General features: G+C 55.1%; 23 protein-coding genes. 19 read left to right on the forward strand and 4 right to left on the reverse strand.

Translation table 11 applies throughout. From position 1 onward, the window contains the following. The 19 genes from C4520_21150 to C4520_21240 form a co-directional block, all read left to right on the forward strand. The coding region (locus C4520_21150) for a polyprenol monophosphomannose synthase (protein ID RJP14514.1) at positions 1-421 on the forward strand (421 nt) is incomplete at its 5' end. Between the two features lie 8 nt (positions 422-429). Then, complete coding sequence (locus tag C4520_21155; GenBank protein RJP14515.1) at positions 430-1,392, forward strand: diacylglycerol kinase family lipid kinase; 963 nt, start codon at positions 430-432, stop codon at positions 1,390-1,392. Then, positions 1,271-2,560, forward strand: coding sequence for a M28 family peptidase (locus C4520_21160; GenBank protein RJP14516.1), 1,290 nt, complete (start codon positions 1,271-1,273; stop codon positions 2,558-2,560). Before C4520_21155 ends, C4520_21160 begins: the two co-directional genes overlap by 122 nt. After that, a complete protein-coding gene (locus tag C4520_21165) occupies positions 2,544-3,485 on the forward strand; it encodes a ribose-phosphate pyrophosphokinase (GenBank protein ID RJP14517.1) in 942 nt (313 codons plus the stop codon). Before C4520_21160 ends, C4520_21165 begins: the two co-directional genes overlap by 17 nt. Before the next feature lie 10 nt (positions 3,486-3,495). Further along, a complete protein-coding gene (locus C4520_21170) occupies positions 3,496-4,446 on the forward strand; it encodes an alcohol dehydrogenase (protein ID RJP14518.1) in 951 nt (316 codons plus the stop codon). Next, the gene (locus C4520_21175) at positions 4,446-5,906 is read left to right on the forward strand and encodes a TldD/PmbA family protein (protein RJP14519.1); all 1,461 of its coding nucleotides are present in this window, start codon (positions 4,446-4,448) and stop codon (positions 5,904-5,906) included. Before C4520_21170 ends, C4520_21175 begins: the two co-directional genes overlap by 1 nt. Further along, on the forward strand, positions 5,875-7,245 hold the full coding sequence (locus C4520_21180) for a TldD/PmbA family protein (protein RJP14520.1): 1,371 nt from the start codon (positions 5,875-5,877) through the stop codon (positions 7,243-7,245). Before C4520_21175 ends, C4520_21180 begins: the two co-directional genes overlap by 32 nt. A 108-nt stretch (positions 7,246-7,353) precedes the next feature. After that, positions 7,354-8,085 (forward strand): endonuclease V, encoded by a 732-nt coding sequence (locus C4520_21185; GenBank protein RJP14521.1) that lies wholly within the window; start codon positions 7,354-7,356, stop codon positions 8,083-8,085. Between the two features lie 94 nt (positions 8,086-8,179). Beyond that, a complete protein-coding gene (locus C4520_21190) occupies positions 8,180-10,171 on the forward strand; it encodes a hydantoinase/oxoprolinase family protein (protein RJP14522.1) in 1,992 nt (663 codons plus the stop codon). A gap of 66 nt (positions 10,172-10,237) precedes the next feature. Then, positions 10,238-10,783, forward strand: coding sequence for an HDIG domain-containing protein (locus tag C4520_21195; GenBank protein ID RJP14523.1), 546 nt, complete (start codon positions 10,238-10,240; stop codon positions 10,781-10,783). 4 nt (positions 10,784-10,787) lie between these two features. Next, a complete protein-coding gene (locus tag C4520_21200; protein RJP14524.1) occupies positions 10,788-12,347 on the forward strand; it encodes a hydantoinase B/oxoprolinase family protein in 1,560 nt (519 codons plus the stop codon). Continuing rightward, positions 12,340-14,796 carry an FHA domain-containing protein gene (locus C4520_21205; GenBank protein ID RJP14525.1) on the forward strand — a complete coding sequence of 819 codons (2,457 nt, stop codon included), beginning with the start codon at positions 12,340-12,342 and terminating at the stop codon, positions 14,794-14,796. Before C4520_21200 ends, C4520_21205 begins: the two co-directional genes overlap by 8 nt. Before the next feature lie 97 nt (positions 14,797-14,893). Then, entirely contained in the window at positions 14,894-16,060 is a 1,167-nt protein-coding gene (gene galK, locus C4520_21210) for a galactokinase (protein ID RJP14526.1), read from the forward strand. After that, positions 16,057-16,893, forward strand: coding sequence for a hypothetical protein (locus C4520_21215; protein RJP14527.1), 837 nt, complete (start codon positions 16,057-16,059; stop codon positions 16,891-16,893). Before galK ends, C4520_21215 begins: the two co-directional genes overlap by 4 nt. A gap of 158 nt (positions 16,894-17,051) precedes the next feature. Then, the gene (locus C4520_21220; protein RJP14528.1) at positions 17,052-18,209 is read left to right on the forward strand and encodes a gfo/Idh/MocA family oxidoreductase; all 1,158 of its coding nucleotides are present in this window, start codon (positions 17,052-17,054) and stop codon (positions 18,207-18,209) included. A gap of 20 nt (positions 18,210-18,229) precedes the next feature. Further along, positions 18,230-19,198 carry a sugar phosphate isomerase/epimerase gene (locus C4520_21225; GenBank protein ID RJP14529.1) on the forward strand — a complete coding sequence of 323 codons (969 nt, stop codon included), beginning with the start codon at positions 18,230-18,232 and terminating at the stop codon, positions 19,196-19,198. 68 nt (positions 19,199-19,266) lie between these two features. After that, positions 19,267-19,902 (forward strand): DUF3786 domain-containing protein, encoded by a 636-nt coding sequence (locus C4520_21230; GenBank protein RJP14530.1) that lies wholly within the window; start codon positions 19,267-19,269, stop codon positions 19,900-19,902. 17 nt (positions 19,903-19,919) lie between these two features. Continuing rightward, complete coding sequence (locus C4520_21235; GenBank protein ID RJP14531.1) at positions 19,920-20,777, forward strand: shikimate dehydrogenase; 858 nt, start codon at positions 19,920-19,922, stop codon at positions 20,775-20,777. Positions 20,778-20,801: 24 nt separating this feature from the next. Continuing rightward, positions 20,802-21,323 (forward strand): shikimate kinase, encoded by a 522-nt coding sequence (locus C4520_21240; GenBank protein ID RJP14532.1) that lies wholly within the window; start codon positions 20,802-20,804, stop codon positions 21,321-21,323. A 21-nt stretch (positions 21,324-21,344) separates the two neighbouring features. Here the strand turns inward: C4520_21240 and C4520_21245 are convergent, their stop codons facing one another. The 4 genes from C4520_21245 to C4520_21260 form a co-directional block, all read right to left on the reverse strand. After that, positions 21,345-21,620 carry a hypothetical protein gene (locus C4520_21245; protein ID RJP14533.1) on the reverse strand — a complete coding sequence of 92 codons (276 nt, stop codon included), beginning with the start codon at positions 21,618-21,620 and terminating at the stop codon, positions 21,345-21,347. 171 nt (positions 21,621-21,791) lie between these two features. Continuing rightward, a complete protein-coding gene (gene recA / locus C4520_21250; GenBank protein RJP14534.1) occupies positions 21,792-22,820 on the reverse strand; it encodes a recombinase RecA in 1,029 nt (342 codons plus the stop codon). Between the two features lie 229 nt (positions 22,821-23,049). After that, positions 23,050-23,616 carry an RNA 2',3'-cyclic phosphodiesterase gene (gene thpR / locus C4520_21255; protein ID RJP14535.1) on the reverse strand — a complete coding sequence of 189 codons (567 nt, stop codon included), beginning with the start codon at positions 23,614-23,616 and terminating at the stop codon, positions 23,050-23,052. 14 nt (positions 23,617-23,630) lie between these two features. After that, on the reverse strand, positions 23,631-24,314 hold the full coding sequence (locus C4520_21260) for an NAD(P)H-hydrate epimerase (protein ID RJP14536.1): 684 nt from the start codon (positions 24,312-24,314) through the stop codon (positions 23,631-23,633). Positions 24,315-24,517: the final 203 nt, after the last annotated feature.

A 24,517-nucleotide genomic window follows, 5' to 3' on the forward strand; every position in this document is an offset into this window, starting at 1 on the left:
TAATCCGCAGTACCTGCCGGACTTTCTCAGCGCTCTCGATACGTATGATCTTGTCGTGGGCTCGCGCTATCTCAGTGGAATCAGTGTCGTCAACTGGCCCATCCGGCGCCTGTTCATCAGCTTCTTTGCAAATAACTACGCGCGCCTGATCACCGGGCTGCCGATCCGCGACTGCACGAGCGGCTTCTGCTGTTATAAAAGAGAGTTGCTTCAGCGGATCAACCTCGATCAGATTCATTCGCGGGGGTATTCCTTCCTTGTCGAGATGAAATACCGTGCGTTTCGACAAGGCTTCAGGATTGGCGAGGTGCCGATAATCTTTTTCGAAAGACGTTCCGGAAGAACAAAGATGTCAAAGCTCGATATCCTGGAAGCGGTGTTCACCGTATGGCGGCTTCGACTGGGACTGTATAAAAAGTAAATCGGTTCATGCGGTCCGATAACTTCCGAACAAAATTCATCATCAATCCGTATTCGGCGAACGGTTCGACCCGGGAAGCATGGAGCCGCATTCAGGAAATCCTGCGCCGGGATTTGGAAAAGATAGATTTTTCTTTTACCGTAGCTGCAGATCATGCAACCACCCTTTCGAGGCAGGCTCTGCATAAGGGATATGAGATGATCGTCGCCGTCGGCGGCGACGGCACGGTCAACGAAGTCATCAATGGTTTTTTCGAATCCGGCTCACTCATTAATCCGAATGCCGTCCTGGGAATGGTCCCGCGTGGAACCGGATGCGACTTTGTGAAGACTCTGGGAATTTCGCGAGATACCGCCGCCGTCTCAAAGATCCTTTGCGGGAGAACAGTAAAGAAATGCGACGTCGGCCATTTCACCTGCAGTGATGGACGGGGAGGCAACCTCGAGCGGTACTTCATTAACATAGCCGATTTCGGAATCGGCGGAGAAACTGTCGAGCGAGTCAACCGCACGACAAAGGTCTTCGGCGGATTCGTCTCATTCCTCTACGGCGCCGTCAGTACGCTTCTCACATACAAGAGCAAGAGAGTGAAAGTGCAAGTCGATGAGACGTTTGCAGAAGAAATGTTAATCAATAATGTCGTTATCGCCAACGGACAGTATTTCGGCGGCGGCATGTGGGTGGCGCCGAAGGCGCGGGTTGACGACGGCCTGTTTGATATCCTCATTATCAAACATACCAGCCGCATCCAGTCACTCACCAGCATCCCGAAACTGTATAAGGGGACTCACGTGAATCATCCGAGCGTCACGTATATGCGCGGGAAGACGGTAACAGCCGAATCATCCGATGTTGTTCTGCTTGATGTCGAGGGAGAGCAAGTGGGCAGATTGCCTGCCCGGTTCGATATCGTTCCCGCCGCCATCAATGTCAAAATTGGGGAAGACCATGAACGTCTCCGAATATCTTGAGCAGCTTACAAGATGGCCGCATCGCGGCTCGACGACCGAATACGAGCGGCAGGCCGCCGAGTACCTTCACAAATGCATGGAGGAGATGGGCCTGGAAACGCGGCTCGAACACTTTGTTTCGCATACCTCGTTTTCCTGGATTTATTTGATCATCTATGGCGGGTTCCTTTTGGGGGGCGCCTTCGGGTGGAATCATCCTTTTTTTGGACTTCTCGTATGCTGCCTGATGTTTGCGCTGTTTTACGGAGAATGCACTTCCTTGTGGAAAGGACTTGCCGGTATCTTACCGAAGCGGCCTTCGCAGAATGTGCTTGGCGTACTTCCCAATGAGAAGGCCCGAAAAAAGGTTGTGCTGGTGGCGCATTATGACACCTCAAAAAGCGGTCTTAACTTTCATCCTTCGGCCGTCGGCTCTTTCCGGCGCTCGTTTCTCCTGTCCATCTTTATCATGGCGCTCCTCATCGAGGTTCTGGTCATCCGCTTCTTCGAAGGCGAGGGAACTCTGCTGTACGTATTGTGGCTGATCTCCCTCGTTTATCTGCTCTCGCCGGTCATCCTTCTGCTTCACCGGGAAATGTTCGGGCAGTACGTGCAGGGCGCCGCCGATAACGCCTCGGGCGTTGCGTCGATGCTTGCCGTGGCGAAAAAGCTGTCCGAAAAGTCGCCCGCGCATCTCGAAGTCTGGTGCTTGGCGACCGGGTGCGAAGAGGTCAATCTGGTGGGGATGGCTGCCTTTCTGCGCGCCCATCAGTACGAGCTGAATCCGGAGACGACATATTTCCTGAATTTCGATAATTTGGGGTCGGGCTCGCTCCGCTACATCACCGCCGAAGGCGTGCTCCGCGTTTTTCCCTCGGCGTGTGAGCTTGTCGCCATTGCGGACAGGCTGTCGCAGCGAGAACAATTTTCCGGCGTGCGTCCCTACGTGTATAAGCGCGCGACGCTCGATGCGCTGGTCGCATCGAGCCGCGGGTACAAGACGATGAGCCTCATGGCTCTGAATGAAAATGACGAGATCGTACATTGGCATTGGCCGAGCGACATCCTGGAGAACGTAGATGTCTCGGTCGCCGAAAAAGCCGCCGCCTTTGCTCACGCCGTTCTTGCGGAACTTGATATTCATGTCGAAGCCAACCAGAGAGGTGAGGGAGATGGGAGATCAACTTAAGATTTTTTCCGGCAGCGCACACCCCGAACTGGCCCGTGAGATTTGCAATATAATCGAGATGCCGCTTGGCCAGATGACAATCCATAAATTCTCGAATGACAACATAAAGGTCAAAATCGAAGAAAATGTGCGGAACGCCGATGTCTTCGTCGTTCAGCCCTCGACCATTCCGGTCAATGAGGGACTCGTGGAATTGTTGATCATCATCGACGCCATCAAGCACGCCTCCGCAAGCAGAATCACCGCTGTCCTCCCATATTATCCGTATGCGCGCTCGGACAAAAAGGATGAACCGCGCATCTCCATTACCGCGCGCCTGGTTGCCGATCTTCTGGAAACCGCGGGCGCAAACCGAATCCTGACGATGGACCTGCACTCTCCCCAGATCCAGGGATTCTGCCGGATTCCCGCCGATCAACTCATCGCGCTGCCTATTCTCTGCGACTACTTCGCCGGCAAAATGCAGAATAACTATGTCGTGGTCGCCGCTGACGCCGGCGGCGTGAAGAATAGCGCCGGGTATGCCGCGCGTCTGCAACAACCACTTGCCATTATCGACAAGCGGCGGTTCGCTGACGACGAGAAGGCGTCCGTTCTCAATATTGTGGGCGATGTCAGGGGAAAGAAGGCGATCATCTTTGATGACGAGATCAGCACGGGCGGCACCCTCGTTGAGGCGGTCGAGGAGCTACTGGCTTTTGGAGCGACCGAAGTGTCCGCCGGTATCGTCCATCCCGTCCTCGTAGGCAACGCCATCAAGAAGCTCGCAGGCTCGAAGCTGAAGGAACTCGTCGTCACCAATACGCTTCCTGTGCCGCCTGAAAAGAAATTGGACAATATCACCGTGCTTTCCGTCGCCCCGCTGTTCGCGGAGGCAATCAGGCGGATTCATGACGGCGAGTCCGTAAGCGCGCTGTTCCGCTAATCCTGCGGCAATGAGAGCCCTTGTCTTTGACGAAGACCTCCAGTTCGTGAAGGATTATCCTGCGCCTGTCCGCAAGCGCGGGGAATCGTTGATCCGCGTGAGCTATGCCGGCATCTGCAATACCGACCTCGAAATCTCGAAAGGATACATGGCTTATCGCGGCGTGCTCGGACATGAATTTGTCGGCATCGTCGAGGAAACGGATACTCCGGGTTTGGCCGGAAAAAGAGTGGTTGGCGAAATCAACATCGCGTGCGGCGAATGCGACTTCTGCCGGGCCCATATCAAAACCCACTGCCCCAACCGAACCGTCCTTGGTATCTCCGGCCGAGACGGCGCGATGGCTGATTACGTTGTGCTCCCTGATGAGAACCTGCATGAGGCGCCCCCGGGTGTGAGTGACGAGGCCGCGGTCTTTGTCGAGCCGCTTGCGGCCGCGTTCGAAATCTTATCGCAGATAAATATTCGACCCGGCCGGCGGGTCCTTGTGCTCGGCGACGGCAAATTAGGGCTGCTCGTGGCGCAGGTGATAAATACAACCGGAGCGGATTGCCGATTGATCGGACGCTCGCCGGGCAAACTGGCGCTTGCGCGGCGCCTTGCAATCGCCACGGCCGATCTCCAGAGCCTTCATCCCCAGGCGGCGGATATTGTCATCGATTGCACCGGATCACCGGAGGGCCTGCCGCTGGCGCTTCGCCTCGTCAAGCCGAGGGGAACCGTGGTCGTCAAAACCACGGTGGCCGCTCAATATCAAATAGACCTTGCGCCCGTTGTTATTCATGAGATAATGGTAATGGGCTCGCGGTGCGGCCCATTTCGGCCGGCTCTTTCGGCGCTCGCGTCGGGAACCGTCCGCGTGAAAGAATTGATCACCGGCGTCTTTCCTCTCGAGGATGCTCTCGCGGCATTCAAGCGGGCTCTCGAGCCGGGCGCACTGAAAATCCTCCTGAGAACCTGATGACCGAATCGATCCAGCACATTGCTATGAACAAGGCCCGTCTGGCGGGGGCCGATTATGCTGATGTCCGGATTGTCGACCTGCTGAAAGAGTCGATCCTCGTAAAGAACGGGCGTGTTGAGTCGGCGCATAGGTCACAGTCATCCGGATTCGGCGTACGCGTTCTGCTCCGAGGCGCATGGGGGTTCTCCAGCAGCAACAGGATGTCCGCCGCCGATGCCGTGCGCGTGACGGAAGAGGCGGTAGCGATCGCCCATGCAAGTCAAAAGGCCCAGCGCAAGCGCATCGAATTGTCTCCGGCGGAAAGCGCCAAAGATTTCTGGGCCACCCCGGTAAAGATTGATCCATTCACAGTCTCCCTCGAACAGAAACTGGCGTTGCTGGATCAGGCCGTTTCGCTGCTGAAATCGGTTCAGGGCGTCAATCTTGCCGAGGGGTCAATGAATTTCTGGAAGCGCAAACAACTGTTCGCGAACACCGAGGGCAGCCTGATCGAGCAGGAGATCATCCATAGCGGCGCGGGCGTCAGCGCCACCTCGATTCGGGACGGCGAGATACAGGTTCGCTCGTATCCCAATTCATTCCGCGGACAGTATCGATCGGGCGGATACGAACTCGTCGAGGAAATGGGCATGGTGGAGAACGCCGAGCGGATCGGTTCCGAAGCGGTTGCGCTCCATTCGGCCAGACAATGCCCGTCCGGGGTAATGACCGTCATCCTCGACGGCTCGCAGCTCGGACTGCAAATCCATGAATCATGCGGCCATCCGACCGAACTCGACCGGGTGCTGGGGTCGGAGATAAATTTTGCCGGCACGAGTTTTCTTACCACTGATAAGCTTGGCCATTTCAGATACGGCTCGGAACTGGTCAATCTTGTGGCCGATGCGACGCCGGCGACGTCTCCCGGCGGATTGGGGACGTTTGCCTACGACGACGAAGGGATCCCCGCGCGGCGCGTATATCTGGTGCGCGACGGCATCTTCAGCGATTACCTGTCATCGCGCGAAACCGCCCGCGAAATCGGTTCGCGCTCAACGGGCGCGATGCGGGCGATGAGCTGGAGCACGATTCCGCTTGTGCGTATGACTAACGTCAACCTGTTGCCGGGTGATTCTTCGCTCGATGAAATGATTGCGGCCACCGACGAAGGCCTCTTTATGAGCACGAACAGGAGTTGGAGTATCGATGATAAGCGGCTTCACTTCCAGTTCGGAACCGAGATCGGGTGGTTGATCAAAAACGGAAAAGTGGTCGAGATGGTGAAGAACCCGACATACTCCGGAACAACCCCTTCCTTCTGGGGGAGTTGTACTGCAATCGCCGGCCCGAAAGAATGGACTATCTGGGGAACGCCCAACTGCGGAAAAGGACAGCCGCAGCAGATCATATCGACGGGCCACGGAGCTTCTCCCGCCCGCTTTGATAATGTCTCCGTCGGAGTCGCCTATGGCCGGTAAAAGAGAGCTCGACGCCCATCGGAAGGAATCCGCCATCGAGTTCCTCGAAGACGTCTTGAGTCTTTCTGAAGCGGCTCAAACAGAAGTTTTGCTCGAGGCCGATCAGGGGGCGCTCACTCGCTTTGCCGGAAACCAGATTCACCAGAACATGTGCAGCAATGACTGCCGCTTGACAATCCGCGCCATCGAGGGCGAGGGAGCCGGCCACACTTCGACAAACCGGTTCGACTCGGATTCGGTTAAACAGGCGCTCGAATGGGCGCGACAAGCAGCCCGCTCCGGCAGGGTTCCCGCTCGCCCGGCCGATCTGCCCGGTTCTCAACAATACGCGCAGATCAAGAACCATTTCGAAAAGACAGCCCGATTGTCGCCGGACGAGCGAGCGGAGATGGCTCTGCGCGTGATTAAAAAAGCGTCCGCAGCCGGCGCAGAGGCGGCGGGGGCGGTCTCGAATTCACAGGAAACCATCGCCATCGCAAATTCCAGCGGTCTCCGCGCATTTCATAGCTTTACCAACTCCAATTTTACCGCCACGATCTCGGCGGACGGCTTCACCGGCTGGTGCGATTGCACGTCGGCCGATGTGACAACTCTCGATGTCGACGAGCGCGGCAAACGCGCGCTCGAGAGGGCGCTGGCCGCGCGGAATACTCGAAAACTCGAGCCGGGACGCTACACCGTCATCCTTGAGGAAGCTGCCGTAAAGGAATTCCTCGATTTTCTCGCATGGCTCGGCTTCGGCGCCCAGGCCTTCGAGGAAGGCCGCAGCTTCATGTGCGGAAAAATCGGGACAAGGATCACCGGTGAAAATATAACGATCGTCGACGACGCCTTCCATGAAGAGGGCTCAGGCATCCCGTTCGATTTTGAAGGCGTGCCAAGACAGCGGGTGGTTCTCATTGAGAACGGGATCGCGCGCGCGGTGGTGCACGATCGAGCCTCTGCCTCCAGAACGGGAACCTCCTCAACCGGCCACGCCCTGCCCCTCGAGTTCACGTATGGGCCGCTCCCCCTGAACCTCGTAATGAAGGCGGGAGACAGCGATCTCGAGCAGATGATCCGCTCGGTTGACCGCGGCCTGCTGATCACCCGATTCTGGTATTGCCGCGTCGTTGACCCCGCACGAACTCTTCTTACCGGCCAGACGCGCGACGGCACATTCCTTGTCGAGAACGGCGAGATCGCCTGCGGCGTCAACGATATGCGCTTCAACGAGAGCGTCCTCGAAGCCTTCGCGCGCGCCGACATGATCTCCCGAAGCCTTCGCCGCGTCAACTCGACCCTCGCTCCCATCATGAAAATCTCCGATTTCCGATTTACCGAAACAGTCGGAGAATAAAAAATATGGGGACAGAGACCATATTTTTATCGTTTATTTTCTTTATTTACAATAAGTCACTGTTGCTGAATGGCCTGATTGGATCGGGGCAGGATCTCCTCTGACCAAATGCTGCGCGTGAAACAACTCCACAAGTGGAAGGTCACTTACCGGGAAGCTGCAGCAATCCAGAATTCACTGCGCGAGAGAATCGATTTTTCTCCCCTTCGCCGGTCGCCGAAAACAGTAGCGGGGGCGGACGTTGCGTATGACAAGAAGACGGATGTGCTGTTTGCCGCAATCGTGGTCATTCGCCTGCCTTCACTTGAAGTGATCGAGGAGACGGTGGTCGAAGGGAAAACGTCATTTCCTTATATCCCGGGACTGCTCAGTTTCAGGGAAGCCCCGATTGTGGCGAAGGCATTCAAGCAACTGACTGTTTCACCGGATGCCCTTATCTGCGATGGCCAGGGGATCGCTCACCCTCGCGGTTTTGGCCTCGCGTCGCACCTCGGCGTGCTGCTTGATATCCCTAGTGTCGGTTGCGCAAAGAGCCGCCTCATCGGAACGTACCGGGAGCCGGGCCCAAACAGGGGCAATTTCACCTTGCTTAAGCGTGAGAAATCCGTCTCAACCGATGAGATTACGAATTCAGTTTACCAGCCCCCGGAAACCATCGGCGCCGTTGTCCGCACGAGAGCCGGCGTCAAACCGGTCTTCGTCTCCGTCGGTCACCGTATCGATCTGCGCGGCGCAATACGCCTCGTCCTGCGCTGCTGTAACGGCTGCCGCATACCCGAACCCACCCGCCGCGCGCATATCCTCGTCAACACCGCCAAAAGAACCGCCCGTCCATTCTAGAAGAGTGCAGATTCCGCCGGGGAAGAATTAATTTGAAACTAGGCGCTAAAAGTAATGCTTGTCAAGTCGCGGTGATAGTCTCTAAAATAGATTCATGCGAGTGGTTGGGATTGATACCGGTGGGACGTTTACCGATCTGGTGCTGGCGGAGGGCGGGACTCTTAAGACGAAGAAAGTCCCGTCGACTCCGCGCGATCCTGCCGAGGCCCTTCTGACCGGACTGCGGTTACTATGCGAAGAGGACGGGGGAGCGGCTCTCTTCACGCTCACCCACGGCTCCACCGTTGCCACTAACTCCCTGTTGGAACGGAAGGGGGCGACTGTCGCTCTTATCACGACTGCCGGCTTCGAGGACGTTCTCCTCATCGGCAGGCAGCAGCGCCCGTCGCTTTATGATTTGAACGTCGAAAAACCCGCGCCTCTCATTCGGCGTGAGAACATTTTCGGAGTGCGCGAGCGCATTCTGCATGATGGAACAGTTGAAAGCCGGCCCGATGAAAGGGAGATTCAGGAAATCGCACAGAGGATTATGGCGAATAGGTGCGATTCAATTGCCGTCTGTTTTCTTCACGCGTACCGGAATTTTGAAAACGAGGAGTTTGTAGAGCGGCGCCTGGAAAACCTGAAAATTCCCATTTGCTCATCGCACCGGGTGCTCCCCGAGTATCGGGAATACGAACGTATCAGCACAACGTCGGTCAATGCGTTTGTCGCTCCCAAAATGGATGTATACATCCGGCATATCGAAGAGAACATTTCAACCTCTTCGCGCCTGCGGATCATGCAGTCCAACGGCGGCGCGATTTCGGCCTCCCGCGCGCGTGCAGAGGCGGTTCAAACCATACTTTCCGGGCCCGCCGCCGGTGTGGTCGGCGCTTTCGAAGCAGCCCGAGCAGCGGGATTCGATAAGGTGATCACTTTCGACATGGGCGGCACATCAACCGATGTAAGCTTATGTGATAAAAGGATTTCCACCCGGACAAGCTCCAATATCTCAGGAGTCCCGATAGCCACCCCCGTTGTCGATATCCATACCGTAGGCGCCGGAGGCGGCTCGATAGCGTGGTTGGATTCGGCCGGTTCGCTCAGGGTTGGTCCGAAAAGCGCGGGCGCCGAGCCCGGCCCCGTTTGCTATGGAGTCGGCTCCGAACTGACCGTTACCGATGCGAATCTCTTTTTGGGGAGAATGGCGGCGGAGCGTTTTCTCGGCGGCGAGATGAGTCTCGATCTTGACAGGGTTCAATATCATATGTTAAAATTTTCCAACGACTTAGGAATGTCCGCCGAACAGGCCGCCGAGGGTGTTCTCGCAGTGGCGAACGCGACAATGGAGCGGGCCATCCGCGTCATCTCGGTCGAGCGCGGACACGATCCTCGACATTTCACGCTGATTGCCTTTGGAGGAGCGGGGCCAATGCACGCATGCTCCCTAGCCTGCGCCCTGGGTATTCCTCAAATTATTATTCCTCATAATGCGGGCGTTCTCTCGGCTCTCGGATTACTTATGGCCGATGTGAAGAAGGACCTCTCACAGACTGTCCTCATTCGTGCGGAACAAGTCGACATCCCGCGCCTCAATCAACTTTTTGCCCCTCTGGAAAAAGAAGCGCAAGAAATTATGGCCGGGGAGGGCTTCGCGCCCAACCAGTTCAGGCTGGATGGATTTCTTGATATGCGCTACGCCGGCCAGGCCTACGAGGTGACCGTGCCGGTGGCCGAGGATTTTGTGGCGATCTTCCACCAGGAACATTTCCGCCTTTACGGGCACTCCGATGCCTCTCGCGCCGTTGAATTGGTGAACATTCGATTAACGGCCAGTGGAATCGTCGAGCCGCCGCCGTTCATTCGGGGGGAAGAGACCGACATCATCGCAGAGGCGGCTTTCTTGGGTGATCGTCAGGCTGTTTTCGCCTCTGGAGTTAGCGCCACGCCGGTGTATGACCGGGCAGAACTTCGGCCGGGGAATCAGTTGGCGGGGCCGGCCATTGTCGCCGAAGCCCACGCAACCACGGTCATCACACCTGGTTTCACTGCAAGAATGGATGTTCTTGGGAATATCTTGATTAAACCCGCGGTGTCCGCTTGAGGTGCGGAGGCGGGCCGCTCAGCTACAACTTTAAGAATTGAAAAGAATCGAAAGGATAATGCGCTCATGACCAGGGAAGAGGCGCTCGCGCTCGTCAACGGAAAGGTTAGAACGAAAAACTTGCGCAAGCATATGTTTGCGACGGAGGCGTGCATGCGCGCCCTTGCGGGCCGGCTTGGCGGCGACCGGGAGCGATGGGCGATGGCGGGGCTTCTTCACGACCTGGACTACGATGAGACGGTAAACGATTTCTCGCGCCACGGATATGCCACCTGCGAATATCTGCGGGGCACAGACGTGCCCGCCGATATTCTCGATGCCATCATGGCTCATACCGGCCACACTCCGGCTCGAACCCAGATGGATATGGTTCTCTATGCGGTCGATCCGCTGACCGGATTTCTCGTGGCGGCGGCGCTGATGCATCCTTCAAAAAAGATCGCGGATGTCGATGTCGCTTTTGCCATGAACCGATTCAAAGAGAAACGCTTTGCTGCCGGGGCAAATCGGGATCAGATGAAGAAGTGCGAAGAATTTGGCCTTCGGCTCGAAGAATTCATCCGGATTTGTCTTGAAGCTATGCAGAAGGTTTCGCAGGAGCTGGGCCTGTAGAGGGATGAACTTGTTCGATCCGATAAAGCTCGAGATTTTCAAGAACCTCTTCAGCTCGGTTGCCGACGAAATGGGCGTTGTGCTGCAGAGAACAGGTTTCTCGCCGAACATAAAAGAGCGCCTGGATTTTTCGTGTGCGGTTTTTGATGGAGCCGGCGAGATGGTCGCTCAGGCCGCCCATATCCCTGTCCATCTCGGCTCGATGCCGCTCTCAGTGAAAAGCGCAATCGAGTCGCTGGAGATGGAACCGGGCGACGTGGTCATCTTGAACGACCCGTTCCGAGGCGGGACGCATTTACCCGATGTGACCATGGTCGCGCCGGTTTTCCTGGACCAAAACCGCCCTCAATTCTACGTGGCCAACCGTGCTCACCATGCCGATATCGGCGGGCTGATGCCGAGTTCGATGCCGCTCTCCACCTCAATCTATCAGGAGGGCTTGATCATTCCGCCCGTCAAGCTGGTGTCACGCGGGAAAATTCAGAAGGACCTGCTTTCGGTCATACTGGCCAACGTGAGGACGCCGGTTGAGCGGGAGGGCGATATATCGGCTCAGCTTGCGGCCTGCGAGACGGGCTCGCGCAGGCTGTTCGAACTGCACGCGCGTTACGGGCTGACCGAGTTGCGGACAGCGGCCTCCGCATTGATGGATTATGCGGAAACCCTGATGCGACACACAATCGGGGGTATTCCGGACGGAGTCTATTCTTTCGAGGATTTCCTGGATGACGACGGCCTTGGCGCCGAAAGAATTCCCATTCGAGTCGCCGTTACCATACAGCGAGATACGGCTTCGGTCGATTTCACCGGAAGCGCTCCTCAGGTCGCCGGCTGCGTGAACGCGGTATTCGCCATTACTGTCTCGTGCGTCTTTTACGTGTTCCGCTGTCTGACGGACGAAATGGTTCCGTCCAATGCCGGCTGCCTCAGACCGATTCGCGTCAGCGTTCCGGAACATTCCGTCGTAAACGCGGCGCCTCCCGCAGCCGTCGTTGGAGGCAATGTGGAAACGTCACAACGTATCGTGGATGTCCTTCTCGGAGCGCTGTCGGCGGCGATGCCCGAAAAAATTCCCGCGGCAAGTTGCGGCAGCATGAATAACGTCTCCATCGGCGGCTACGACTGCATCCGCAATCGGATGTTCACATATTACGAGACGCTGGCAGGAGGCATGGGCGCGCGTCCGCAGAAAGACGGTCTGGATGCAGTCCATACACATATGACCAATACGATGAACACCCCGGTTGAAGTTATCGAAACCACCTACCCACTCAAGGTGGTGCAATATGCGATCAGGCCCGGATCGGGCGGACGCGGTAGGCGCAACGGCGGCAACGGCCTGGTCAGGGAATACGAACTTCTGTGCGCATCGGAGGTTTCGGTTCTGTCTGAGAGACGTCTGTTCGCTCCGTATGGAATCGCAGGCGGCGAGGCCGGTCGAAAGGGCGAAAATCTGATTTTTAAAGACGGTCATTGGCAATCTCTTCCGCCCAAGATCAACATGCAATGCAGCGCGGGGTCCCGCCTGCGGATTATGACGCCTGGAGGAGGCGGGTATGGCTAGGAAATTCAACATCCGAAAATACTTCCGGACGGCTGCGCTTGGATTCTTCTGGTTGATCTTGTGCTCGGTAAACGAGGCGGGCGCGACGGCCAATCATTCCTTGATCTTTGTCGTCGATTCCTCCAAAAATATGGCCGCGCATATAGGTGACGTTAAAGACATCATTTTAAGCTATACCGATCAATCCCAGCACGGAGATTATTTGGGGGTAGTTTCCTTCTCGCAGACGGCAAAACTGCTGACCATGAAGAAAATCGCCGCTCCGACCGACCGCAAATCGCTCGCTGTCATGCTGGACGTGTTGGCAGCGGAAGGCGATACCGCGGATATTGATCAGGGGGTTGTTCGCGCCCTTGAAGAAGTGGCCGTGCTGAAGAGAAGAGGAGACAAGAACATCAAGGGGATTTTCATTGTTGCCGCATCCAGGCTCCCGGACGATCGATCCACGGAGCACTTGGACAGGATTATGCAAGACGTTTCGAAATGGGTATCGCAGGACGAATGGTACATACAATATTGCTTTCTTGGGGGTATTAAGGATGAAACGATGGCGGCTTTTGTCGCAAATAATAATGGCATTTCTTACGATATCGATGCATTAAAAGACGCAAACGAAACGGAAACTCTTGCGGAAATATATAAGATCGCCATTCTGCCCCAGGAAGTCTGCCATTCAACTGCGACAGATGTACAAGGCGCTGTTCTTAAAAAACCGTCATCTTCAGATGAATGGCTGAACCTGAAAGCGGGGGAGGCGGTCGGGGAAGACACCCAGATAACTGTCGCGGAAGGATCGCGTTTGGTCCTTGCAATAGATAAGTTTGGCAAAGTTGGTTTTGCGCCCGGCTCGAACGTTATCATAAGCCATTCAAGAAGAGATCCGACCTCTAACAGGGCCGACGTACATATCGGCATCGAATCCGGCTCCATGTGGATGAAAACGGATGCAAACTCGTTTCTCCATGTACATCTGAAAGAGAAAGCAGCCGAATTATCCGGTGGAGGCGGATTTTCGGTGAGCGCGAACGACTTGGGTGAACTGGAGGTCGTCTCCTTTTTCGACCGCCTGTCAATGAAAGCCGATGGTGCGTCCCAGGAGCCGGTCGTCCTCGGACGCAATCAAATGGCGTGGGTGAAAGCGGCACATCTGGCGACTCCCGCCGTTGCCGCCGAAGCCGACCTGATCGAGGAATGGAAGAACTGGAGCAAGGTAATTGTGGGCGGAGAGGGATTGGCGTCTGTCGCCTTTACTATTCCTGAGGTGGTTTTTCCTGCGGAAGAGGTGACTGTCGGCCCTCTTGAATCCGGCAATATTCACACAGAGAAGTTCCTGCTGAGGCTGGTCAATATTCCAGATATGTCCAAGCTGAAGCTTGCGATTGAGGTAGCGGTGGCTTTGCCCGAGGGCATCTCGATAACCACGGCCTTGCTCGATGGTGAAGAACCGGACAGTAAGGAATTGGTTCTCAAGCTGGATGGCAGTGAAGGGTTTTCCTCGGACCGAAAGGAAGAACACAAAGGCTTTCTCAAGATCGCACCGGAAGTGAATTCAGCGGTAACTTTCCAAAAAATTTCCGTCCCCATTACCATTATCACCAGCGGCGGCGACCTTATCAAGAACGCCCTGCTCTTCGGTATCGTGGCCGTGGGTATAGGGCTTATTGGATTTACCGCCATGCGCATGTACCGCAAAAAGGAGATCATACATGCGAGACCCCATCGAGTTATCGGGAGACTGATTATCATTGACGACCCCACAAGAGGTCGAACCGGTTCGATCAATCTTGAGGAGATCGGCACAAAATCAAGCCGCCTTTCGCTTATTATTGGGCGAGATCGAAACTCCGAAATCCGGTTAAAACATGCTTCAGTACAGCCCAGCCACTGCCTGATCGAGGCGAACCTGGTGGAAGGCCATCTCGTTACTCTGATGGAACCGATAGCCTCCGCCGTAGTGCGCGTAAACAATGAACAGATCACTTCCAAAATACAGCTCAATGATGGTGACAAGATAAGTATTGGCGACTTCTCTTTCCAATTCGAGGATACGCAATATTACAAGAAAGTGGAAGTCGTCTATTCCAACGGAAGGCGGATTGCCGGCATTCTGGACGTTGCGGGGATGGATGCCGAAGGATTCAAGATCAGCCCGACGGACGCGGTCTCTCCGAGCGAGCGGGCGCGGGTAAAATTCTCCGATATCCGCACCATTACTTTTTACCGGCGGACGGTGGATATCCTTGCGCAGAAGCCTCGTCCTCAGGCCAAACATGGGTTGAAGCGGGTGGAGTTAATGTTCAAGCGCGGCGATACGATCGGCGGCTACTTGCAGCGGGAGTACAGCGAAGGACGGCGCCGCTTTATCGAGTTGCTCCCACTGGATCACAACAGCGACATTGATTATATCGTTGTCGATTACTCATCGGTAGTGGAGAAAAAGACCCTGTAGACGATGAATTGGCCTGTCTATTCCTTCTGAGACCGGCGGTCATCATTCCGCGTGAAAATTGAATTCCGCCATCACCCATTTTTTAGAGCGTCATCAAATGGAGAAAATCGAGAGATTCCTTTTTACGCAATTCGCGGAGCGGTTCGGGCATCGACCACAAGCCCAAGTCTGGGCGCCGGGAAGAATCAATCTGATCGGCGAGCATACCGATTACAACGATGGATTTGTTCTGCCGATAGCAATCGGCAAGCGGATTTACGCGGCCGCCTCTATCGAAAAAGGTAAAACGATGACATTATGTTCGGCAAATATACGAGGCGAGGTGACGTTCAATCTGTCCGAAATAGAGCCCGGCGGTGACTGGGGGGATTACCCGAAGGGCGTCGTGGCCGAGCTTCTGAAGAGAGAGTATCCGCTGCAAGGCCTGAACGCATTTTTTCTTAGCGATCTGCCGATCGGAGCGGGGGTAAGCAGTTCGGCCGCAATGGAAGTGGTAACATGCTATCTGATGCAGCGTCTGTTCGGGTTCAGCCTTCCACCGGAAGAAGCAGCATACCTTTGCCAGCGGGCCGAGCATTCATTTTCCGGCACCCGATGCGGCATCATGGATCAATTTGCCTCCATCATGGGTGTGAAGGATAATGCGCTTTTCCTCGATTGCCGAACCCTTGACTATCGCCGGATTCCGTGCCAGTTGGATGACTATGTTCTTGTTGCCTGCGACTCGCGTGTCGAGAGGGAACTCGCAGCGTCGGAGTATAACCGGAGAAGGGCCGAATGCGAAGAAGGTGTAAGGGTTCTTGCGGAGAATTATGAGGGGATACGGGCCCTCCGGGATGCAAACCTGTCACAGCTCGAGGCAGTTTCGGCGCTCTTAAATGAACAGGTATCCCGCCGGTGCCGCCACGTGATCACGGAAAATGAGCGAGTCCTGAAGGCGATTCAATCAATGGAAGCGCGTGATTGGTCCCGGCTCGGGATTCTCATGAATGAGTCGCATGAAAGCCTCCGCTTTGACTACGAAGTCAGTTGCAACCAGCTTGATTTCCTGGTTGAGACATCTCGTGAAATAGAGGGGGTGCTCGGCGCACGGCTGACGGGTGCCGGTTTCGGCGGTTCAACGATCAATCTCGTTCATATGTCGGCAGTGGAAGAATTTCAGGCGAGCGTCTCGGAAGAATACCTCAAAAGATTCGAGATCGTTCCTCGAATTTTTGCCTGTATCGCCTCCGACGGCGCTGAACAGGATCGGCTACGTTCTTGATCGTGGAGAGACGATTCCGTATATATCTTTTTTGGGCGGCCCTCTTTTTTTTGATTCTTGCCGCGTCCGCATGCGCGGCGCGAAGGCCGCCCTTCAGGCCCGATATCTCAGTCCCGCCACTGGAGACACCGGAAAACGTGCTTTCGCTCCTGACCCGCAATTACGGCGGACTCGAATCGATAAAAGCAAGCGGCACCCTCGAGTTCCGCCCAACAGGCGAAAGAAGATGGAAGGGAGCATCGGTCATCCTGCTGGCTCAAAGGCCCGACAATGTCCGACTCCGGGCATATCGGCTTCTTGCGCCGACTCTTTTCGAATTCGTCTCCGGCGAAAACAGATGCTGGCTTTTTCTTCCAGCGGAACAGGCGGCGTATCTGGACGACGATTGCAGGATGATTGAGGCCGGGGAGGATAACCTTGTGCTTTCCGCGGAGACCATAGTGGCTGCCCTGCTCGTGGTTTCCGACTTCGACTCACTCCGCATTTCGCCGGAACTCGGTCTGGAGCCAAACAACATCCTGCGGGTGCTGCTCATTAACGAGACGCAGCTCCGGCGACAACTGTGGATTGATACGATTACCGGTCTCGCCACAAAGCAGGTGTTTCTGACGGATGATGGAGAGGTTGAGGTCGAGGTCGATTATCTCGAGCATATCGCAAAGAGGGAGAACGTTGCCCCTGCCGAGGTCGAAGTTCATATTCCAAAGGCACACGCCGAGATGCGCCTGCGTCTTGATGACGTCGAGCTGCAGCCTTCGCTTCAACCCGCAACGTTTCAATTCGTTCCACCGCCAAACGTCCGCATAATCAAACTAAACCAATCACAACAATAATCGGTCTCAAGCGTCGCCTATCATAATCTGGGGTGAATTGAGCGGGAAAAATTATGTTGCGTTTGAAGACGACATCAAATATGATAAACTGAAATTGCATGTTCCCGGAGAACGAATGGCCGCGGGGCATGGGAGATTCATGATGCATGGAGGAAGCAATGAAGAAGATGGGTGTGGGAGTAATTGGCACGGGGTTTGTCGGACCTGCTCACGTGGAGGCTGTCAATAGATGTGGTATCGCTGAAGTAGTCGCCATTGCCGGCTCTTCCGCCCAAAAGGCACAGGAAACGGCCGCTCGGTTGGGGGTGGATCGCGTCTACGGCAATTATGCGGAACTGATCAAGGATCCGGATATAAGCGTCATCCATAATTGCACGCCCAACCATCTGCATTTTGCCATTAACAAAGCCGTGATCGCTGCCGGAAAGCACGTGATCTCGGAGAAACCGCTTGCGATGGATTCGCGCGAAGCGAAATTGCTGTTGAGCGCAACGGAAAGAAGCAAAGTCGTCCATGCAGTTGTTTATAATTATCGCCATTATCCGATGGTGGCGCAACTGCGGGCAATGATTCAGGAGGGTGAACTGGGCGAGATCTATGCGGTTCATGGAAGTTATCTGCAGGACTGGTTGCTGCACGAAACGGACTATAACTGGCGAGTGGACCCGAGGCTGGGAGGCGTCAGCCGCGCAATCGCCGACATCGGCTCCCATTGGCTTGATCTGGTGCAGTTTCTTCTCAATCAACCGGTGGTCGAACTGATCGCGGATTTGCGCACGTTCCTGCCGGTGCGAAAGAGAAGCACGTCCGCCGTCGGAACGTTTGGCCGCTCGACGACTCCCCATCACATTGCCGTCGATGTGAAAACCGAGGATTATGCATCCGTGCTCTTCTCATTGAAAAACGAAATTCCGGGAGCTTTAACCGTGTCCCAAATGAGCGCCGGCCGCAAAAACCGCCTTTTCCTGCAGGTCGACGGATCGCTTCAATCGGCGGCATGGGACCAGGAGCAGCCGGAGATCCTGTGGCTCGGCCGGCGTGATCAACCGAATGAGACTCTGCTCAAAGACCCGCATCTTTTGAAGGAGAAAGCGCGCGCATACGCGCATTATCCCGCTGGTCACGGGGAAGCATGGGCGGATGCGCTCAAAAATTTCATGCTCGAAGTTTATCAGCACATCAGCAGCAGGAAAAAAGGCGGGAAAAATTCGCCCGGCTTTGCCACATTCTACAATGGATGCGATGCTGCCGTTCTCGTGGACAAGATCTGTGTCAGCAGCCGCCAGAGGCGATGGGTGAAAACAGGGTTGAAGTAGAGCAGGCGGAGGGACAGCGTATGAAGCTCGGAGTTTTTACCCCACTCTTTTTTGATCTTTCAGTTGATGAGACGCTCGATAAAATCGCAGCGCTGGGCATTGAGATGGTCGAAATCGGAACCGGCAATTATCCCGGCCAGGCCCACTGCGACATCGACGAGCTGCTCGCCAACGAAAAGAAGCTCAAAGAATACCATGATAAATTCGCCGAGCGCTCCCTTCAGATCAGCGGGCTGAGCTGCCAGGGCAATCCGTTGCATCCAGACACCGAATTCGCAAGGAACAACCACATCACGTGGCGAAAAACGGTTCAACTCGCCCAGAAATTGGGGGTGGAGGTCGTCAACTGTTTCTCCGGTTGTCCCGGCGATTCCGATGCCGCTCGCTACCCGAACTGGATCACGTGCTCCTGGCCGCGCGAATGCCTGAAAATACTGGAGTGGCAGTGGAATGAAAAAGTCATCCCCTATTGGAAAGAAGAGGCGAAATTCGCCAAGTCACACGGGATCATGAAGATCGCTTTCGAGATGCATCCCGCCATGGTCGTATACAATCCGGAAACGCTGCTGAAACTCAGAGATGCAGCCGGCGAAAATATCGGCGCTAACTTTGACCCCAGCCATCTGTTCTGGCAGGGAATCGACCCGGTCGCCGCAATCCGCAAATTGACCGGCGCCATTTTCCATGTGCATGCAAAGGATACCTATATAGACCGGATCAATTGTTCTGAGAACGGCGTGCTTGATACAAAACATTATGGGGAAATCGGAAAACGTTCCTGGATATTCCGCACCGTTGGCTATGGTCACGACCAGAAAGTCTGGAAAGATATCGTCAGCGCGCTCAGAACGATCGGCTACGATTATGTCCTGAGCATCGAACATGAGGATGTCCTCGCCTCGCCCGAGGAGGGGCTCAAGAAGGCCGTTGCTTTCCTGAGCGGAATCCTCTTTAGGGACGAACTTCCGGGCGGCATGTGGTGGGCGTAGTCGCGTTTGGTGATGCCCTGCCTTTCGCCGAAGCAGACCTGCGGCTAAAATCCTGAGGCAGAGAAAAAATGAGTGCGGATACTTTTTTCGAGCAGGATGACAAGATAGACGACATCCATTGGGAGGAATTGAAATCCCTCGATCCGCTGGACGTCTGCAGGCGAAGTCTCGCCCTTTATAATATGACAAAGAAGGCCTATGAACTGAGATTGCTCGATGAGGACCTGCGCATTTACCCTGCGGAAAAGAAGGTTAGACGCATCGGGGAGCCGATCAACGAGCATGATGCCTCTCCCGGATTCAATGCCACCCTCGTTTCGGTGCATTACCTGCTTCGGGCAAAGGATATACCGATGGCCTGCGAATATGTTACCGGTCATCAGCTTATCGACGGCGACTTTTTTTTCAAAGGGCCGCATGCCCTTCCCGATTGGAAAATCCAGAGGCGCTACGCGAACGATGCCGCTAGCTTCCTCGAACGGGGAAAACTTCTGGGAGGCACTCCCATCCAATTCGGAGACGCGGGACTCGAATTCCTCGTTCTCCCGCGCATCAGGATAAGCTATGTTCTTTGGACGGCTGACGAAGAATTCCCGGCCCGCGCCCAGATCCTGTTTGACGCCGCTGCCGACCAGCACTTCGCCCTTGACGTCGTGTGGGCGATGTGTAATCTGGTTACGAATAAGCTGCTCGAAAGTTCATAGGGGAGCCGCAAAGACAAATGAAGCACATTGATGCCGGAACAAAAGTATGCGCGGTCATTGGGAACCCGGTAGAACATTCACTCTCTCCCGCAATTCACAATGCCGCCTTCGATGCGCTCGGCTTGAACTATGCGTATGTGGCTTTTCGCGTCGAAAACATAGCGGGCGCAGTCGCCGGCCTGCGGGCGCTTGGCAACTTCAGGGGCCTCAGCGTTACCATTCCGCATAAGGTCTCAATCATGCAATACCTTGACGAGATAGACGAGATTACCAGGAGTATCGGATCGGTTAATACCGTTGTCAAGGAGGACGGCATCCTGCGGGGAACAAGCACGGACGGCCCCGGCGCGGCAAAAGCCCTGGCGGACGCGGGCATCGAGATCGAAGGGCGGCGAATTCTCATGCTGGGATCGGGCGGGGCCGCACGCTCGATAGCGTTTGCGCTGGCGACGCGAAAGTGTCCCCGGGATCTGACGATACTCGGTGTGATTCCCGCGGAACTTGAAAAACTGGTGAACGATCTGCGCGAAAAAACGGCCGCTCAGGTCGAGGGCGCCTTGCTTGACGATTCCTCTTTACGCCGCAATATCGGCCCCGCTGATATCGTCATCCATTGCACACCGGTAGGGATGAATCCGAGGACGGAGGCATCGCTGGTGCCGAAGGAAGTCTTGCGCGCCGGCCAGGTCGTCTTCGACATCGTCTATACTCCGCGAAAAACGCGCCTTCTTCGCGATGCCGAGACAGCCGGCTGCACCATCGTTCCGGGACTGGAAATGTTCGTGAATCAGGCAGTCCTCCAGTTTGAATTGTGGACTGGCAAGCAGGCGCCGGTCGAGATCATGCGTAAGGTAGTCGAACGGCATTTGGGCTAGGTTCAGGCCATACGGGAAGTTCTCATGAATATCGTGCTGATCGGATATCGGGGTACCGGCAAAACCGCAATTGCAGAGCGGCTTGGCAGTCGTTTGTCGATGAAGGTCGTGGGGATGGACGAGGAAATCGTGAAACGGACGGGCAAGTCAATTCCCGAGATCGTACAAGAACACGGATGGGATCATTTTCGCGATATCGAGTCGCGGGTGGCCGCCGAACTCGAAAATGAGGATGGATTGATCATCGATGCGGGTGGGGGAATAGTGGTGCGTCCGCAGAATATCGCCGTCTTGAAAAAGAACGGGATGATTTTCTGGTTGGTCGCCGACGAGGAAACAATAGTCAGTCGGATTGTGACCGATCACCAGAGGCCTTCACTCAGTGGAACAAAATCTTTCACTGAAGAAGTTGCGGAAGTGCTGGCGCAGCGCCGCCCTTTATATGAGGCCGCCGCCGATCATATCATAGACACCGCGAAGCTGCCGCTCGCCGAGTCGGTCGAGCTGATTGCCAATATTTTTCTAAGCCACAAAAGTGGCAAGTGAATGCGACCGGTTGCAAACTCTTCAATTTTCTGCCGCCTCGTCAAATGAATATTGTTCCCATACAATATTCTCCAGCGGCTTGGACATCATAAGCCTGACGATGTCGGGACGTCCATAGAATTGCGGGACCTCTCCCGTTTCAGCGGCCATGAATACAATGGCCATATCAGGAAAAAAGCTTTGGAATGAAATCATTCTGTCTCTGGCTCTGCCGGGGACTTCAAAGATATCCTTTCCGACTTTGACAATTGCGAATTTGATTCCTTGTTCCTCGATGATGGCGCCTTCAAATTTCATCTCTTTCTCCTCATCGTATTGTGGGCGAAGTAGTCCTTATAGTAATAAGATGTTCACCAGATGCGGCATGCGCTAACAGATACGAGGTCATTTCCCGATTTCTTCGACGAAGAGAAGATCGAAAAGAGGGACAGCTGAAAGAACAGGGACATCACAGTGTAAGGGGGGTGCCTATATCTCGGTTCCCGGTTCGTCCGGCGTCATTCCTAATTGCCGCACGGTTTCCTGAAAGATTTCGGTAAAGATCTCCGGATTTTCTTTCAAAAAGCGACGGGCATTTTCACGCCCCTGTCCGATGTGCTCATTCTTGAAGGAAAACCATGCGCCGCTCTTAGTGATAATTTTTTGTTCGACGGCCACATCAATAAGGCTGCTCTCCTTCGAGATCCCTTCAGTAAAAAGAATATCGAATTCGGCCTCCTTGAAGGGCGGGGCGACCTTGTTCTTTACCACTTTGACTCTGGTGCGGGCGCCGGTGGTATCCTGCCCCTCTTTTATTGTTCCGAGACGCCGCACGTCAAGGCGCACCGATGCGTAAAACTTTAATGCCCGACCGCCGGGGGTCGTCTCCGGATTCCCGAACATCACGCCGATTTTCTCTCGAATTTGATTGATGAAAATGACCGTCGTCTTCGATTTGTTTATTGACGAGGTCAATTTGCGCATGGCCTGCGACATCAGGCGCGCCTGAAGCCCCATCTGCTGGTTCCCCATCTCGCCTTCGATTTCCGCTCGCGGCACAAGCGCGGCCACCGAATCGATCACCACGACGTCCACCGCCGCACTGCGCACCAGCATGTCCGTTATCTCGAGCGCTTGCTCGCCATTGTCCGGCTGCGAGATGAACAGGTCATCTATATTTACCCCGATTTTTTTTGAATAATCCGGATCGAGCGCGTGTTCTGCGTCGATGAAAGCGGCAAGCCCCCCATGCTTCTGAGTCTGCGCGACAATGTGGAGAGAAAGAGTTGTCTTCCCCGAAGATTCGGGTCCGAAAATCTCGATTACCCTGCCCCGCGGAATTCCGCCTACTCCAAGCGCACGGTCCAGGGTAATAATCCCGGTCGGAATCGCCGGCACACGCTGAGCTTTCGCGGCGTCACCCAGCCTCATGATGGCGCCCTTGCCGAATTGTTTCTCGATCTGAGTGATAGTTAATCCGAGAACTTTCTCCTTGTTTTCCTGTTCTTTCGCCGTCATAGCCTCTCCCTTTCCCTCGGTACCGGCCATTAAAAAGCGCTGAATATGCAAAAATATCTCGCCGCTCGCACATTAAGACGAAACGAATTCGCCCGGCCAACCTCCATATTAGCCTATGCCGCAGCCGTTTTTCAAGTTGGCCGCGCTGGACGTCGGCCGGCAATGGCTGAGAAGATCAACACGCCCGGCCGAAGGATAAGGCGGTGGAGGAAGACACGTGAGACCGCTCCTAAAGAAGCGGGATAGCTCTCAGCTCAGTATAAACAGGGCCTGCCGGAAGCGTCTTGCTTTTCATCACGGAGATTTTTTCGGCGCGCATCGATCCAAGGAAAATGTTCCTCTCCTCCTCGAGAAGACGGCAGAGCCGGGAGATTCCCTGTTTTCCTTTAACGCGTCCGATGGTAAGGTGAGCGCGAAATGGCTTTTCTTCCTTGGAAAACCCGATTGCCTGCAGTTCTCTCTCCACTTTTTCCTGAAGGCGAGTGACTGCCTCCACTCCTCGCTGGATTCCCAGCCAGACGATGCGCGGGCTTTTATTGTTTGGAAAACAACCGAGCGCTCTCATCTCGAGATCGATTGGGCCGAATCCTTCCGCCGCACGCCCGCAGGCCGCAAATATTTCAGGGAGGCGCTCCTCCTCAACGTTCCCGAGGAACTTCAGCGTGAGATGGACATTCTCAGGCTCGACCCATTTCACCTTTGCTCCTGATGATGAAAGTTTCCCGATGATCTCGCCGAGTGTGGTATGCAGCGAACCGTGAAGAGTTATCGCAACAAACATGCGGACAGCTGCCATAAGGCGGTTCTCTCCTATAAGGGCTCCGGATAAAGATGGACCGGAATCCCGATATCGATTACTCTCAACTGCCCTGTATAATTTCGCGCCTTCGGATTCTCAAAAGCTTTCTTGGGGAACTGAAAGGTTACCGTCGTGTTTGCAATCACAGAAATTCCCAGCGGATTTCCGGTGAGGCCGTCCAGTCCCGACGGAATATCCACCGAAAGAACCGGGCAGCCGGCCTCGTTGATCAAGCCGATCACATCTCGATACAGGCCGGTTACTTCGCCTGAGAGGCCCGTCCCCAGCAGGGCGTCAATAATGATACCGCACCGCTTCATTCGCACCCGCAGTTCCGGCAACAGACCGGCTGAAACCTTCTGAACCTGTGCACCCATTTTCCGAAGAATTCGCAGGTTGATTGCAGCGTCTCCCCTTATTTTTGATAACGCTCCCACGACAAAGATCGAGGTTTCGATCCCGTTATTTATCAAATGGCGAGCGGCGACAAAACCATCGCCGCCATTGTTGCCCCGCCCGCAGAAGACGACCGCCGGTTGGCCGTTATTGCCAAGTGCGGCATATGCCGACTCGAATACGGAGCGGCCGGCATTTTCCATCAGGACGACGCCTGGAATGCCGATCGTGTCGATTGCGAAACGATCCAAACGCCGCATCAACTCCGGGGTGACATACTTTAGTTCCGATCGCTCCATCGGCTTTTCCCTTTCGGGGGTGGCACTGTCGGCGGAAACGCATGAGATGCGCAAGGCTTCATGATAGCACAGGGTAAGCGCTTTTTCAATTGATTGAAGACGAATCGAAGAGAAGGCGGATTGATAGGCAAAGACGGAGGCTTACATCCTGGCTCTCTGCCTTCTACCAAGCTGCCGCTGAAAAACGTGTTCCCGATGGGGGC

It is taken from the genome of Candidatus Abyssobacteria bacterium SURF_5 (assembly GCA_003598085.1).
Taxonomy (GTDB): Bacteria; Abyssobacteria; SURF-5; order SURF-5; family SURF-5; genus SURF-5.